The sequence below is a fragment of the Burkholderia sp. KBS0801 genome, assembly GCF_005937855.2.
Taxonomy (GTDB): Bacteria; Pseudomonadota; Gammaproteobacteria; order Burkholderiales; family Burkholderiaceae; genus Burkholderia; species Burkholderia ambifaria.
On record NZ_CP042178.1, the window covers coordinates 221,831 to 236,325 of the forward strand.

The window sequence follows — 14,495 nt, forward strand, 5'->3', positions numbered from 1 at the left end:
GGCACGGCACGTCACGAGCCGGACGCCGGCACGGCGTCGAGCACGCGCGCGAGAAACGCCTCGTGGTTCCACGCGGATTCCGGCCGCGACAACCCGAGCCGCACGACCACCAGCTCGCGGCTCGGCACCACGCTCACGAACTGGCCTTCATGACCGACCGCGTGAAACGCGTCGGCGGGCATCGCGCTCGCATGCGGATCGCGATCGTTGAACGGCTCCGGCACCTTCACCCACAGATGCGCGCCGAATTCCTGGTTCGTCGATTGCGGCGTCGCGCGCGTCAGGTAGCGCACCCAGCCTTCCGGCAGCAGCCGCTGCCCGTTCCACACCCCGTCCTGCAGCAGAAGCTGCCCGAAGCGCGCCCAGTCGTGCGCACTCGCATACAGATAAGACGGGCTGCCGAGCGTGCCGGCCGCATCGGGCTCGAACACGGCGCTGTGCATCCCGAGCGGCTCGAACAGCGCACGGCGCGGAAACGCGAGGTAGTCGGCCTCGGTGCCGCCCAGCGCTTCGCGCATCACGCGCGCGACGATCGCGCTCGTGCCGCTCGAGTAGTACCACTGCGTGCCGGGCTGCGCGGCGAGCGGCTTGGCCGACGCGAAGCGCGCGGTGTCGGGCTGCGTGAACAGCATCACGGCGACGTCGGACAGCGGGTCGTCGTAGTCTTCGTTGAATTCCAGGCCGCTCGTCATCCGCAGCAGTTCGTCTAGCGTGATCGCCGCGCGCGCATCGCCGCTGCCGCGCCATTCGGGCAGCAGCGCCGACGCATTCGGCGACAGCTTGTGCTGCGCGACCAGCACGCCGGCCAGCGCGGCCGTCACGGTCTTCGTCATCGACCAGCCGGGCAGCGGCGTGTCGGCCGTGAAGCCGGGTGCATAGCGTTCGGCGATTACGTGGCCGCGCCACATCACGACGACCGCGCGGGTGCGCCGCGGCCGGGCCGGATCGGGTTCGTCGAACGCGCGCTCGAGCGCGGCGTGCAGCTTGCGTGCGTCGATGCCGGCGGGCGGTGCGGCCGGCGCCGCATCGTTCGCGGATGGTGGATCGGCGACGGCCGGCAGCGCGGCCGGCAGCACGCCGGGCGACGGCCCGAGCGCGAGCGTGCAGCCGAGCCCGGGCCGGAACTCCGCTTCGCGCCGCGCGAAACCGGCGAACGTCGCGACCGCGCGACGATGCTCGGGATCGAGCGACGGGCGCACCAGTTTCAGCAGCGGATGCACGCCGGCCATGATGTCGACGTCGATCACCGATGCGGCCGGACGGCCAGACACGAACACGCCGGAACACAGCGCCTTCGCGGCATAGCCCGTCGCGATCGGGGCGAGCCGCGACAGCATGTAGCCGGTGTAGCCGAGCGCGGCGACGAGCGCGACCGCGACGCCGCGCAGGATCAGCGATTTGAAGGGGATCGTCATGCGCGAGCATCCTCGGTGGCGTGCCGGCCGGCAACGATCCGGCAGTGTCGCAGGTTCGGGCAAGCGGTGGCAATCGCGGGGGAGTGACGACGCCGAGGGCAGCGTCGCTCGGGCGATATGCTGCCGGGCGTATGCGAATCGCATGTGTCGATCGCGCGGTTTCGCGCCGGCAAGTTGAAATCCGACCGGCCGTCGGCCGATAATCGTCCGGCATCGTTCCCAGTCAAACCGCCCATCGAAAAATCGGAAAACGCCATGTCCTACGACAACAACAACCCGTTCGCCAGAATCCTGCGCGGCGAACTGCCGTGCGTGAAGGTCGCCGAAGACGACGCAACCCTCGCGATCATGGATCTCATGCCGCAGGCCGACGGTCACGTGCTCGTGATCCCCAAGGAGCCGGCCGCGCAGATCTTCGAGCTGTCCGGCGATGCGGCCGCGGCCGGCATCCGCATGACGCAGCGCGTCGCGGCGGCCGTGCGCGCGGCGCTCGGGCCGGACGGCGTGTTCATCGGCCAGTTCAACGGCGCGGCGGCGGGCCAGACGGTTCCGCACGTGCATTTCCACGTGATCCCGCGCTGGGAAGGTGTCGAGTTGCGGCTGCACGCGCGCGACATCGCCGACGCGGCCGCGCTCGAATCGGTCGCGCAGCGCATCCGCGAACGTTTCGTGTAACGCGTGTCGGGCTCGTCACGCGGGGCGGCGCCAGTGCCCGTGGGCCGTCGCGCCGCACGCACCTGTTTCAGCGGTCACGCGACGTAACACGTGTAACCGGTCGCGAAACTCGTTGCGCCGGCCCCGGCGCTAGACTCCCGCGCATTACCGCATCGAGCGGCAGCAGGGCCCGACCGCCCCGTCGTGCCGGCCGTCGCGAGATGCAATGTGTCCTCTTCGCCGGGAATCGAGCCATGTACAAAGTTCTCATCACGTTTGCGCTGATCGCCGGCCTGTCCGGCTGCTACGTCGCGCCGCCTTACGGCTACGCACCCGCGCCGGTCTACTACGGCTATGCGCCCGCGTATTACGCACCGCCCGTCAGCGTCGGGATTGGCGGCCACTTCCGCATTCGCTGACCAGCCGGCGGGGCGCGGGGCGGCTGCCCCGCACGTCGACCACGTCGATCGGCCGCGTCGGCCGACGCCGCGCCGCCGCTTCTCGCAACAACACTTCGCGCGCCGCATGACGGCGCGCGTGCGCATCGGCCGCCCGGGTTCCTATACTTCACAGGAAAACCCCCTCCGGCGAGGCAGCCATGGCCGTTACGCGCAAGGTCGCAATCGTGTCGAGCGTGTCCGCGCTCGTCTACCTCGGGCTCGCCGTGCTCGGCATCGGCGGGTTCGCCGCCTTCTTTTCGCATCCGCAACTGATCGTCATCGCCGTCGCGACGCTCGCGCTGGCCGCCGCCGCGTTGTTGACCGAAGGCAACCTGAGCGCCGGCGAACGTGAGGACCGCGACAACCGCTGGGTGCTTCCAGCCTTCGCGGCCAGCGGGTTCCTGCTCGCCTATCTGCCCGCGCTGACCGACCGGCTCGACGTATGGACCTTCGGCGGCGATACGGTGCGCTGGATCGGCGTCGTGCTGTATGTCGCCGGCGGCGTACTGCGCCTCTGGCCCGTGTTCGTGCTCGGCAAGCGCTTCAGCGGGCTCGTCGCGATCCAGCCGGGCCACACGCTGGTCACGGACGGCATCTATCGCAGGATCCGCAACCCGAGCTATCTCGGCCTGATCGTCAATGCGCTGGGTTGGGCGTTCGCGTTCCGGTCGGGCGTCGGGCTGCTGCTCGTCGCGCTGACGATGGTGCCGCTCGTCGCTCGCATCCGTTCCGAGGAAGCGCTGCTGCGCGCGCAGTTCGGCGCCGAATACGACGCGTATTGCGCGCATACCTGGCGGCTGCTTCCGGGCGTGTATTGACCCTCGTTCACCATCGGAAAACCGGCTGGCGCCCCGCGGCGCGCGCCGATGTGTTGCCACCTGTGTCTGAACCGCCTACGCCGAAGCTTCCCGCACCGTCACCTCGGCCGGTCGACCTTTGCCGGAGCCTTTACCGGCGGGCCTTGGCGGCGATTTCGGCAAGCCTTTCCGAGTCCTGTTTCGGTAAACAACTTGTTACGAGAATGTCGACTGCAACGGGGCTCGACCGGTGCTATTCTTCGCCGCAAGCTCATTGAAATGAATTGGTCCGGGATTCGGCACAATGCTGGTCTCCACGTCGATCGATTCAGATCGTCGTATCGAGCGGACCTTCAATAACCAGATTGCGAACAAGGAAGAATACGGGAATGTGGAAGAAAATTGCCCCCACTCTCGTCGTCGCCGTGCTGACCGGCGCGACCGCATTGCCGGCAATGGCCGGTGACCTGAACAATGCCCTTGGCGGCGCGCTCGGCGGGGTTGCCGGCGCAGCGGTCGGCGGCGCGGTCGGTGGCAGCACCGGCTCCGTCATCGGCGGCGCGATCGGCGGCGGCGCAGGCGGCGCAGTGACGTCGAACCGTCGCGAGCGCACCGGCGCAATCATCGGTGGCGCCCTCGGCGGCGGCGCGGGTACCGCAGCCGGCAACGCAATGGGCGGCCGCACGGGCGGCCTGCTGGGCGCGGCCGTCGGCGGTGGCGCGGGCGCGGCGTTGGGCGGCAACATGTCGCGCAGCTCGTACGAGCGCGATCACGGCGATCGCGGCTATCGTCACCGCAAGCATCGCCATCACCGCGACTGGGACTGATCGCCGCGGGCGCGGCACGGTGCGCGACTTGCGCACCGGCACGCCCGACGCGTCGGCACCCGCTCCGACAGTCGGCCCGGCGGCCTCAGCCGGGCCGCCGTCGCCGGCAAGACCGGCGCTTCATCCCCTCCGTAGTTCATGCCCAGCCCCGCTCGACGGGTTGGCACATTTCCTCCCGCTGTACCTTTCCCGCTGATAGACGACATCGCCAGTTGCATTGACATGCAATCGGTAAGTTTCGGCCAACGTCATTCGATATCGCAGATCGACGCGTTGCCGTCCGTGATCAGGATTTCCCTGACGCACCGAACGTGCGCGACACGCGTGCACCGGGCCTCGCGGGCGCTATCGGGTAGTGCGAAATCGAATGGATGTCATCGCAACATTTAATTGGTCGATCGGAATCGACTTCGCTATCGTCAACGCTGCTCGCGTACGGAAGCGAACCGTGCCGTCCCCGTGCCCCGCCGCGTGATGCCCAGTGTCCGCGGCCCGGCCGCCGGACCCACAAGCATGGGTCGCCCCGCCCGCTGAACCGTGCGGACCCGTCGCGAAGCCTGGCCGACCGAACGAAGGCGCCCGCGCTTTCAAGCCACCCCGGCAACGATGTCCCGCCGCCGCATGCGTGCCCCACGCGCGTGCCGCGCTTGGCCGTTGCGACCCGGGGCCGGACCAACCCATTGCCTGGATGCTTTATGTCTAAGACAACGTATTACGCGCCGCATGGCGGCCACCCGCCGCAGACCGATCTGCTGACCGATCGCGCGATGTTCACCGAGGCGTACGCGGTCATTCCGAAGGGCGTGATGCGCGACATCGTCACGAGCTGGCTGCCGTTCTGGACGAACACGCGCCTGTGGGTGATCGCGCGTCCGCTGTCGGGTTTCGCCGAAACCTTCTCGCAGTACATCGTCGAAGTGAACCCGGGCGGCGGCAGCGACAAGCCCGAGCAGGACAAGAACGCCGAGGCCGTGCTGTTCGTCGTCGAAGGCGAGGCCGAGCTGACGCTGCAGGGCACCAAGCACACGCTGAAGCCGGGCGGCTACGCGTTCATTCCGCCGGGCGCCGACTGGACGCTGCACAACGTCAGCGATGCCGCCGTGCGTTTCCACTGGGTGCGCAAGCACTACCAGGCCGTCGACGGCATTGCGCTGCCCGACGCGTTCGTGACCAACGAGCAGGACGTCGAGCCGATCCCGATGCCGGGCACCAACGGCGCATGGGTGACGACGCGCTTCGTCGACATGAGCGACATGCGTCACGACATGCACGTGAACATCGTGACGTTCGAGCCGGGCGGCGTGATTCCGTTCGCCGAGACGCACGTGATGGAGCACGGCTTGTACGTGCTCGAAGGCAAGGCGGTCTATCGCCTGAACCAGGACTGGGTCGAGGTGGAAGCGGGCGACTTCATGTGGCTGCGCGCGTTCTGCCCGCAGGCGTGCTATTCGGGTGGCCCTGGGCGTTTCCGATATCTGCTGTACAAGGATGTGAACCGTCACATGAACCTGACGCTGAATCCGGGGCGGTGAACGTCGCGCAAAGTCGGATAGGAAAGCCCGCCGGGGGAAGCCGGCGGGTTTTTTTCGTTTCAGGTGTTTGTGGATTTTCGGGGAGGTTGCTTGTCGACCCAGAACGACCGGTCGGCTCGACGCAAGTTCAATGGCTTGTTTCGATAGTGCACCGGTCGTTCGTGTAGCCGAATCACTGCCTGCGAATCGAATGTTGCGGATAGTACCGCAGCGACAGATATCCCCGACTAAGAAGGTCTGGCCTGACTATCCCGTTGTGCAGTCTTTCGCAGGTTGCGTTATTTAGTAGAGAGCGGGTTAGGCGAATTAACGATCCACCGATTACGCAAAGCGCTTCGAAGGTCCCTTTGACTATCGTATGAATTCGTAGACGGGACGAAGCAAAACGCGGCATCTTCGTCTAAGCAATACGTGATAAACGCCGCGGCCAACTCACGCCACGAGTCGCCAGTCATCTTGCCCTTCGCCTCCCAAAGAGATTGGATGCGATCTTTGTTCGCACCAATTCGCAATGGGGTGGCAATGGCGTTCTCAATAATATAGTTCATGTTGTGGCTCCCCCATTCAAGATGAATTTTTCCCGAGGGTGTAATTCGAAGTCTACTGGATTCATTCAGATTTGCCTCGATCGGACTATAAGGGTCAACTAACCGCGCGTCCGACAATGCTTGCGCGTGAGCTTTAACTGCAGAGCGCGCAAATCCCATCGAGTCGAAGTACTCAAATATTTTCTCAAGTGAGATGTGTGAATTATCAGCATCAGCACGCTGCTCGATGTCAAGCATCAATCTAAGAATGGAAAGCCTAAGAAGCGGGCTGGTGATTTTATCGCCGCTAACTTGATAGATGCCTAGCACAAATTCGCTAGAATCGGAGCTAAAATGATTTGAATCGCCACACATAATGGCGTAGTTTATCTGCCGTTGATGGATTTGAACTGCACCATCCGTCAGATAAAGCTTTATCAGCTCCTCGATTTTTATGTGCGGAGATGTCATTATCCGCTTGGATAATTGTAAGCTTCTTCGAACATCGAAATTCGCCAGGCCGCCAATAATCCTTGATTGGCCTTCGTTGCCGATGAAGACTTCCTCTATGCAAGCAGCAAAAGCTTTAATGTCTTTTATGCTTAAGCGAATTCCCCTGTTCAAGAAGTATTCTTTCCGCTCAGCTGCGTCGTCATCGCCGGCTTTGACCTTGATGAAATTTACACGCTTTGCTAGCACCTCTTTCATTGCCTGCACTGGCAAGAAAAAAGACGTTGTCTCGTATGACTGTAGTGGGCCGTGTTTCGATAGTTGCCATATCGTCCGATCAGTGATCGGACATATGATGAAACTGAAAATCCGCCGATATATCGATTGCGCATACTGAAACACCTTCTCTTGAAACTGCTCGTCGAAGTGGTCGGTATTATCAAATATCAAGCATGGCATTTTCCTTCTGTTTGCAACGACGTCGGAAAGTAGGGCAAGAATATACGAATGAGGATCATCTTTTCGCATCTTCTCAAGATGATCGCCGAATTTTTCCTTAAACGCTACTTTGTTTGATCCGTATAGTACTTTATGCGGCCCATCACGCCACCTCTGATATTCGCTATAAAATACACCCTGCAGCTGTTCGTATGTCGCTCGCCCATTGGAGAACAAAGAAGATTCCAAGGCATCAAGCAGTTGCTTATCGATCCACGGAACTATATTGTCCTTGTGACCTGGTGATGTTCCCACATCTATGGTTAATACGACGCATCGCTCAAGCAATGTTTTTGACAGAATTTGATTAAAAAACCGACTAATGAAAGTTGATTTTCCGGCGCCCTTATTTCCAATGATAAGAACGAATTCGCCATTTTGCGAATCAACCGCATTTTCTAGGCGCTCGACCAACTCCTCGCCCGACTCGGATGACATCAATTCTAGACGGTTTATTAGCGTGTTCGATATTTTTTCAAGACTTATATCAGCTTCGCGGCTTTCTTTTGATTCTACAAAGCAATTTTCCACCATCTCTCGGTCGGCGTCACCGGACATTGAGCTAAAAAACTGCTTGAACATTCCATCGAGATCGTGTGCCAATTTAGACCGAGCGAGAAGCTTGTAGTCTCCATCCCGGAGTATCGGTTTTAGAGTTTCGGCTGACTGTATAGTTAGTCCTTCAGCCTCTTTTATGAGAATTTGATAGCGCTCCTCCAGAACTGCGTCTCTGGAAAAAAGATCCCAAAATGTTGGAAAAGCGCCCGATATAGAGTCTAGTGTAGGAAAAACGATAACCTTTCCCTCGGTCGGCTTCACTCCTTTTCGAATTGCCCAATATGCAATCCATTCCATCCCATTCGTTAATAGTGAGAAATGAACTCCGTTGTCGAGGCAGTAGCCTTGGGCTTGCGAGAGACCTGGCTGCGCGGACTTGAGGCCGCTGCTTTTGGCCGTCAGGTATTGAACTTGGTTCACGCGCGTGTCGACTAGGATCGAACCAGAGCGTTTTGCCTCAACAACCATACGCTCTCGGCTATCAGCGCTCAGGATGTAATCGGCAAAGCCGGATTCGCCGTAGGCCTCCAAGTCAAAATCGCCCAGCTTGTCCCATCCAAGCACCTCAGTCAGTATGGTATCGATTAAGTTGAATCGAGTATTGGCTTCGTTCTCAATATTCGGTGCCTTGCCCGCCCAAGCAGAACACAGAGCATCGAATTTGGTTTTGGCATCGTCCATGTTTGTATGCATCGCCCTATCCCCCGTTGCAATTGCGCCACTGCAGATAGTAACTGTCGGGTCCTGCTTAACGGTAGTCCAATCTCGTTTTTAGTATCCAAGTCCGTTGGCCTGGCCTTCATGCAGATGCGACCTTTTGAAAGCCGCCTTCGCGCCACGGCTCCTCAGTTGCTGCAGGGCAGAAGTGCATACAGATCCGGCCGACATTTGGCACGGGCAAATGTCGGCTACCGGGGCGCACTAGGCGCTCAGACGTCCGGTGACGTCTGGTAAGTGGACGGCCGAACTTGGCCGCGAGCCGCCAGCCTTCGCCACGGTCGCCACAAATTCCCGGCGAACCCGTTCCCGTGGGCGATGCGTATTGCTATCGGCCGAGCACGGCCGCCGCCAGCCTCCCGACCTCCACCCGCGTATCCGCCGGCAGCGTATCTTCCATCATCCAGACCGCCGACAACCCGGCCCATGCGAGGATCCACTCCAGCAGCCGGCGCCGGTCGATCCGCGCCACTTCAGCGACAAGCATGACGCGACGCGCGAAGCGCGCGGGATCGACCGCGATGTCGTGCGCGGGATTGCAAAACAGGTTCGCGTAGTCGAACGCGCGATCGCCGCGCAATCCCTTCGGGTCAATCGCGAGCCAGCCGCGGTCGCCGAAGTGCAGCACGTTGCCGTGATGGATGTCGCCGTGCAGCACGACTTCGTCGACGGATTGCACGGCCAGCAGCCGATGCGCCGTCGCGGCTGAACGGCGCAGCACGTCGTCGTCCGTGTCGTGCGACAGCAGCGCGTAGAACCAGTCGTGCAGCGGCACGACCGCGGGCGGCGCCGGTGCGCGATGCGCATGCAGGCGCGCGACGGCAGCGCACGCGATCCGGATCGCATCGTCGTCGTGGCCCGCGGCGGACAAGCCGGCGAGCGTCGGCGCCGGCTGCGCGCGCTCGAGCAGCACCGCGTCGCTGTCGTGCAGCCACACGCGTGCGGCGCCGTCCCCGTTCCACCAGGTCATCAGCGCATTGCCGCGGCGCTCTTCGTCGCAGGTGGCGACTTTCAACATCGCGGGCCGCGCGTTCCAGACGACGGGCAGCACGCCGCCGCTCGCGGTCAGGATCGGGCCGCCGTCGGGAACGAGGTCCCACAGGCGCAGGTACGTGTCGAACATGCAGACGATGGTACAAGCGAACCGGCCCGTGCGCAGCGCGGTTCGACCGACGCCGCCGCCGCCGGCCATGCGCATCCTTTCCTTAATAAAATTTAGCCAACCAAACTTTGGCTAAAGAATGTTCCGGTATTCCGGCATCCCTTCGACAATGCGCGCCTTCCGTGATCGACGGGCGCCACTCGAGCGCCCGCGGTCGCCGCATCGAAGAAGGAGCCCGCATGACCGACCACACCGCCAACCCTCCGCCGCCATCGGCGCAGCCTCCCGCATCGCCGCGCCGCCGTGCATGGCGCATCCTCGCCGGCGCGCTGCTCGGCCTGACGCTCGCGTGCGCGGGCATCGGCGCATGGACGATCGACCGCATCTGGACCCAATTGCCGTCCGTCGAACATCTGGCCGCCTACCGTCCCGCGCTGCCGCTGCGGATTTTCTCGCGTGACGGCGAGCTGCTGGCCGAGTACGGCGTCGAGCGCCGCGAGTTCGTGCCGCTCGAACGCATTCCGCCGCTGATGCGCCACGCGCTGCTCGCGGCTGAGGACGCGAAGTTCTACCAGCACGGCGCGATCGATGTCGGCGGCCTCGCGCGCGCGACGTTCGCGAACCTCGTGACGGGGCAGCCGGGGCAGGGCGGCAGCACGATCACGATGCAGGTCGCGCGCAACTTCTACCTGACGCGCGACAAGGTGCTGAGCCGCAAGCTCGCCGAGATCCTGATGGCGATCAAGCTCGAGCGCGAATACGGCAAGGACAAGCTGCTCGAGCTGTACATGAACCAGATCTATCTCGGCGAGCGCGCGTACGGTTTCGCGGCGGCCGCGAACGTCTATTTCGGCAAGCCGCTCGACGCGCTGAGCGTGGGCGAGGCGGCCGTGCTCGCCGGGCTGCCGAAGGCGCCGTCAGCGTTCAACCCGGTCGTCAATCCGGCGCGCTCGACCGCGCGTCGCAACTACGTGCTCGGCCGCATGCACGCGCTCGGCGAGCTCGACGATGCGGCGTATCGCGCGGCCGTCGACGCGCCGATCGCGCTCGCGACCACGCCGCCACCCGGCATCATCGCGGCGCCTTACGTCGCGGAGCGCGCGCGCCGGATGATGGTCGAGCGATTCCATGACGACGCCTACACGCTGGGTCTCGACGTGACGACGACGATTTCGATGCGCGACCAGCGCGCGGCCGAAGCCGCGCTCGATCGCACGCTGAGCCGGCAGCCCCGCGCGAAGCGCGATGCGCGCAACGGGCTCGAAGGTGCGCTCGTGTCGCTCGATGCGGCCACCGGCGACATGCTGGCCCTCGTCGGCGGCGCGGATTTCAACGCCAACGTGTTCGACCACGCATTGCAGGCGTATCGGCAGCCGGGTTCGAGCTTCAAGCCGTTCGTCTATTCGGCTGCGCTGGAGAAAGGCTATTTCCCGGGCGTGCTGGTCGACGATACGCAGCGCACGCTCACGCATGCCGAAACCGGCGCACGGCCGTGGCGTCCGCGCAATTACGGCAACCGGTACGAGGGCTTCATCCCGGTGCGGCGCGGGCTCGTGCGCTCGAAGAACCTCGTCGCGGTCAGCCTGATGCAGGCCGCCGACGCACGCTACGTGCAGCAGCACGCGGTGGGCTTCGGTTTCGACGCGCAGCGCAATCCGGCGTCGCTGCCGCTCGCGCTCGGCGCGGGCGCCGTGACGCCGCTCGAACTCGCGAGCGCGTACGGCGTGTTCGCGAACGGCGGGAGGCGGATGGTGCCGCGGCTGATCCTGTCGGTGAAGCAGCGTCACGGCGGCGCGTTGTACGACGCGCCGCCGCCGGACGGCTCGCGCGTCGTGTCGGCGCGCAATGCGTTCGTGATGGACAGCATGTTGCGCGACGTCGTGCGGGCCGGCACCGCGCGCGGCGCGCTCGCGCTGCGCCGCGACGACGCGGCCGGCAAGACCGGCACGTCGAACGGCTCGAAGGACGTGTGGTTCGCGGGCTATTCGTCGGGCATCGTCGCGGTCGCGTGGCTCGGCTACGACACCCCGCGGCCGATGGGGCGCGCGACCGGCGCGACGCTCGCGCTGCCGGTCTGGCTCGACTACATGAAGACGGCCGTCGCCGGACGTACGCCGGTCGACGCAACGCCGCCGCAGGACCTCGCGCTCGTCGACGGCGATTTCGTCTACGCCGAATACACGCGCGGCACCTGCACCGCCGACGTGCCGCCGTATATCCGCAGCCGCTTCGCGTGCGGCGGCGCGCCGGCGTCCGATGGGCCGGACGCGCCGGACGCACACAACAAGCGCGACGAGCCGATGCCCGCGGCCGTCGATGCGGCCGAGCGCGAACGCGTGCTCGACCTGTTCCGTACCGACGACTGACGCGAGCGATGCATACGCTTTATCTGATTGCGATCGTCGCGGAAGCGATGTCGGGCGCGCTGATGGGAATGCGGCGCGGGATGGACCGCTTCGGGCTCGCGCTCGTCGGCGCGGTGACCGCGCTTGGCGGCGGCACCGTGCGCGACGTGCTGCTCGGCCACTATCCGCTCGGCTGGATCGCGCGTCCCGAGTACCTTGTGATCACGCTCGCCGCGGCGACCGTCGCGTCGTGGGCCGCGCGGTACGTCGCGCGCATGAAGGCGCTGTTCGTCACCGTCGATGCGATCGGCCTCGCGGCGTTCACGATCATCGGCTGCGACATCGGCGCGTCGACGGGTAACGCGCCGATCATCGTCGTGCTAGCCGGCGTGATCACCGGCGTGTGCGGGGGGATGCTGCGCGACCTGCTGTGCAACGAGATGCCGCTGATTTTGCGCGAGGAGCTGTATGCGAGCGTCGCATTCTTCACGGGTGCGCTGTATGTCGGGATGCAGTATCTCGGCGTCGATGCGGGCTTCGCGACGGTGGTCGCGCTCGGGGCTGGATTCTCGATGCGGATGCTTGCCGTGCGGCTCGGATGGAAGATGCGGACGTTCGGCGCGGCGGACGTGGGGCACTGAGCGACAGGACGGCCGGCGATCGCACAGCACGCAGCGGCTTTACGCCGGCACCATCACCGGTGGCGACCCGTCTCCGGTTTCAACCATCTTCACCGCGAATCCGTAGCACCGCGCGATATGGGCGGGTGTCATCACGTCGCGTGGTGCGCCATGCGCGACGATCGTCCCGTCGGCGAGCAGCGCGATCGTGTCCGCGTGCCGCGCGGCGAGATTCGGATCGTGGACGATCGCGAGCACGCCGAGTTCCCATTCGCGCGCAACGGCGCGCACGGTATCGAGCAGCCGGTGTTGATGCGCGAGATCGAGCGCAGCGGTCGGTTCGTCAAGCAGCAGGTAGCGCGGGCCGGCTTCCATCGCATCGTCGTCCGGCCACAGCTGCGCGAGCACGCGCGCGAACTGCACGCGGGCAAGTTCGCCTCCCGACAAGGTCGTCACGTCGCGACCAACGAGCGCATCGGCGTCCGCGCGTTCGAGCGCCTGCCACGCGATGTCGCGATCGCGGTGTGCGATCACATGCCGCGCACCGCCGCGCCGCACATGCGGATACCGGCCGAGCAGCACGATCTCGTCGACGCTGAACGGAAACGCCGGCTGCGCGGCCTGCGGCAGCACCGCGCGCAGGCATGCGAGCCGTGGCGTGTCGATGCGCGCAAGCGGTTCGCCGTTCAGCGTGATGTCGCCCGTCACGCGCACGCCGTTCGGCGCGACGCTGCCGGTCAGTTCGCCGGCGAAAGTTTTCAGCAGCGTGCTCTTGCCCGCGCCGTTGCGGCCGAGCAGCGCGGTCACGCGGCCGGGTTCGATCGACAGCGACAGGTCGCGCAGAATGACGTTGTGTCGGCGGGCGACGTCGAGGTGGTGGGCAGTCAGCATGATCGTCGTGAAGAAAGGATTACCCGCCGAGCGCACCGCGGTTCTTCCACAGCAGCACGAGGAAGAACGGCGCGCCGAGCAGCGCGGTCAGCACGCCGAGCGGAATTTCGGCGGGCGCGGCAATCGTGCGTGCGGCAAGATCGGCGGCGAGCGTCAGCAATGCGCCGAGCAACGCGGCGCCGGGCAGCACGACGCGCTGGTCGGGGCCGCACGCGAGGCGCACGCAATGCGGCGCGACGAGCCCGATGAAGCCGATGATGCCCGCGCACGACACGAGTGCGCCGATCGCGAGCGCGACCGCGACGAGCACGCGCCGTTTCAGCCGCTGCACGGGCACGCCGAGATGCAGCGCCTCGGTTTCGCCGAGCTGTAATGCGTTGAGCGCATCGCGTTCGCGCGCGAGCAGCACGCAGCCGATCGCGACGCACGGCGCGACGGCCGCCAGCGCGGACCATTGCGCGCCGCCGAGGCTGCCGAGGCTCCAGAACGTCAGCGAGCGCAGCTGCGCGTCGTCGGCGACGAACGTGAGCAGCCCGATCGCCGCGCCGACCAGCGCGTTGATCGCGATGCCCGCGAGCAGCAGCAGCGGCAGCGCAAGCCGGCCGCGCGACGCGGCGAGCCGGTAGACGAGCGCCGCGACGGCAAGCGCGCCCGCGAACGCGGCGACGGGCAGCACGGCGGCGCTCGCGTGCGCGGCGAACAGCGCGGGGCCGAGGACGATCATCGTCGTCGCGCCGAGCGCCGCGCCGCTCGATACGCCGACGAGGCCCGGATCGGCGAGCGGATTGCGGAACAGCGCCTGCATCGCGGCGCCGGCTGCACCGAAGCCGCCGCCGACCAGCAGCGCGAGCACGACACGAGGCGCGCGGATGTCGAACAGCACCGCACGCGCCTGCTGCGCGGCTGCATCGCCGGTCAGCGCGCCCCATGCTTGCGCGAGCGGAATGCGATAGGCGCCGACGCATAGCGCGACGACGGACATCGCGCACACCAGACAAGCGAGCGCGGCCAGCGCGAACGGCGCGAAGCGGCGCGACGTGCCGACGCGCGCGGCGCCGGAGCGCGAGGTGGGCGAGGTGGATGACCGCGCGGGGAAAGGCGAAGCATGAACGGGCATCGGGA

The 14,495-nt window shown here is 65.1% G+C and carries 12 protein-coding genes; 7 read left to right on the forward strand and 5 right to left on the reverse strand.

The window, feature by feature from the left end; translation table 11 throughout:
- Positions 1 to 11: 11 nt before the first annotated feature.
- Complete coding sequence (locus FFI87_RS17845) at positions 12 to 1,415, reverse strand: serine hydrolase domain-containing protein (RefSeq protein WP_138849638.1); 1,404 nt, start codon at positions 1,413 to 1,415, stop codon at positions 12 to 14.
- A gap of 255 nt (positions 1,416 to 1,670) precedes the next feature.
- Between FFI87_RS17845 and FFI87_RS17850 the strand changes: the two genes are divergently transcribed.
- The 5 genes from FFI87_RS17850 (at position 1,671) to FFI87_RS17865 (ending at position 5,665) form a co-directional block, all read left to right on the forward strand.
- Positions 1,671 to 2,090 (forward strand): HIT family protein, encoded by a 420-nt coding sequence (locus FFI87_RS17850; protein ID WP_006760790.1) that lies wholly within the window; start codon positions 1,671 to 1,673, stop codon positions 2,088 to 2,090.
- A gap of 233 nt (positions 2,091 to 2,323) precedes the next feature.
- On the forward strand, positions 2,324 to 2,488 hold the full coding sequence (locus FFI87_RS34510) for a hypothetical protein (RefSeq protein ID WP_164714766.1): 165 nt from the start codon (positions 2,324 to 2,326) through the stop codon (positions 2,486 to 2,488).
- A gap of 179 nt (positions 2,489 to 2,667) precedes the next feature.
- A complete protein-coding gene (locus FFI87_RS17855; protein ID WP_138849637.1) occupies positions 2,668 to 3,327 on the forward strand; it encodes a methyltransferase family protein in 660 nt (219 codons plus the stop codon).
- 368 nt (positions 3,328 to 3,695) lie between these two features.
- On the forward strand, positions 3,696 to 4,133 hold the full coding sequence (locus FFI87_RS17860) for a hypothetical protein (protein WP_011659738.1): 438 nt from the start codon (positions 3,696 to 3,698) through the stop codon (positions 4,131 to 4,133).
- Between the two features lie 695 nt (positions 4,134 to 4,828).
- Entirely contained in the window at positions 4,829 to 5,665 is an 837-nt protein-coding gene (locus FFI87_RS17865) for a bifunctional allantoicase/(S)-ureidoglycine aminohydrolase (protein WP_012367003.1), read from the forward strand.
- Between the two features lie 278 nt (positions 5,666 to 5,943).
- Here the strand turns inward: FFI87_RS17865 and FFI87_RS17870 are convergent, their stop codons facing one another.
- Both FFI87_RS17870 and FFI87_RS17875 read right to left on the reverse strand, forming a co-directional pair.
- Positions 5,944 to 8,379 (reverse strand): AAA family ATPase, encoded by a 2,436-nt coding sequence (locus tag FFI87_RS17870; protein WP_138849636.1) that lies wholly within the window; start codon positions 8,377 to 8,379, stop codon positions 5,944 to 5,946.
- Between the two features lie 364 nt (positions 8,380 to 8,743).
- Positions 8,744 to 9,538 (reverse strand): aminoglycoside phosphotransferase family protein, encoded by a 795-nt coding sequence (locus tag FFI87_RS17875; protein ID WP_138850239.1) that lies wholly within the window; start codon positions 9,536 to 9,538, stop codon positions 8,744 to 8,746.
- A 218-nt stretch (positions 9,539 to 9,756) separates the two neighbouring features.
- Here FFI87_RS17875 and FFI87_RS17880 point away from each other — a divergent pair, with 218 nt between their 5' ends.
- Together FFI87_RS17880 and FFI87_RS17885 are read left to right on the forward strand one after the other, a co-directional pair.
- On the forward strand, positions 9,757 to 11,883 hold the full coding sequence (locus tag FFI87_RS17880; RefSeq protein ID WP_138849635.1) for a penicillin-binding protein 1A: 2,127 nt from the start codon (positions 9,757 to 9,759) through the stop codon (positions 11,881 to 11,883).
- 8 nt (positions 11,884 to 11,891) lie between these two features.
- The gene (locus tag FFI87_RS17885; protein WP_138849634.1) at positions 11,892 to 12,503 is read left to right on the forward strand and encodes a trimeric intracellular cation channel family protein; all 612 of its coding nucleotides are present in this window, start codon (positions 11,892 to 11,894) and stop codon (positions 12,501 to 12,503) included.
- A 39-nt stretch (positions 12,504 to 12,542) separates the two neighbouring features.
- On the opposite strand, the gene FFI87_RS17890 is transcribed toward FFI87_RS17885, so the two are convergent.
- Together FFI87_RS17890 and FFI87_RS17895 are read right to left on the reverse strand one after the other, a co-directional pair.
- Positions 12,543 to 13,373, reverse strand: a complete 831-nt coding sequence (locus tag FFI87_RS17890) for a heme ABC transporter ATP-binding protein (protein WP_138849633.1) — start codon at positions 13,371 to 13,373, stop codon at positions 12,543 to 12,545.
- Between the two features lie 19 nt (positions 13,374 to 13,392).
- Positions 13,393 to 14,490: a FecCD family ABC transporter permease gene (locus tag FFI87_RS17895; RefSeq protein WP_138849632.1), complete on the reverse strand. Its 1,098-nt coding sequence runs from the start codon at positions 14,488 to 14,490 to the stop codon at positions 13,393 to 13,395.
- Positions 14,491 to 14,495 lie beyond the last annotated feature (5 nt).

Coding starts and splice junctions, on each gene's coding strand:
- FFI87_RS17850 (WP_006760790.1), top strand. CDS start 1,671: ATGTCCTACGACAACAACAACCCGTTCGCCAGAATCCTGCGCGGCGAA.
- FFI87_RS17890 (WP_138849633.1), bottom strand. CDS start 13,373: ATGCTGACTGCCCACCACCTCGACGTCGCCCGCCGACACAACGTCATT.
- FFI87_RS17845 (WP_138849638.1), bottom strand. CDS start 1,415: ATGACGATCCCCTTCAAATCGCTGATCCTGCGCGGCGTCGCGGTCGCG.
- FFI87_RS17885 (WP_138849634.1), top strand. CDS start 11,892: ATGCATACGCTTTATCTGATTGCGATCGTCGCGGAAGCGATGTCGGGC.
- FFI87_RS17860 (WP_011659738.1), top strand. CDS start 3,696: ATGTGGAAGAAAATTGCCCCCACTCTCGTCGTCGCCGTGCTGACCGGC.
- FFI87_RS17875 (WP_138850239.1), bottom strand. CDS start 9,538: ATGTTCGACACGTACCTGCGCCTGTGGGACCTCGTTCCCGACGGCGGC.
- FFI87_RS34510 (WP_164714766.1), top strand. CDS start 2,324: ATGTACAAAGTTCTCATCACGTTTGCGCTGATCGCCGGCCTGTCCGGC.
- FFI87_RS17870 (WP_138849636.1), bottom strand. CDS start 8,379: ATGGACGATGCCAAAACCAAATTCGATGCTCTGTGTTCTGCTTGGGCG.
- FFI87_RS17880 (WP_138849635.1), top strand. CDS start 9,757: ATGACCGACCACACCGCCAACCCTCCGCCGCCATCGGCGCAGCCTCCC.
- FFI87_RS17895 (WP_138849632.1), bottom strand. CDS start 14,490: ATGCCCGTTCATGCTTCGCCTTTCCCCGCGCGGTCATCCACCTCGCCC.
- FFI87_RS17855 (WP_138849637.1), top strand. CDS start 2,668: ATGGCCGTTACGCGCAAGGTCGCAATCGTGTCGAGCGTGTCCGCGCTC.
- FFI87_RS17865 (WP_012367003.1), top strand. CDS start 4,829: ATGTCTAAGACAACGTATTACGCGCCGCATGGCGGCCACCCGCCGCAG.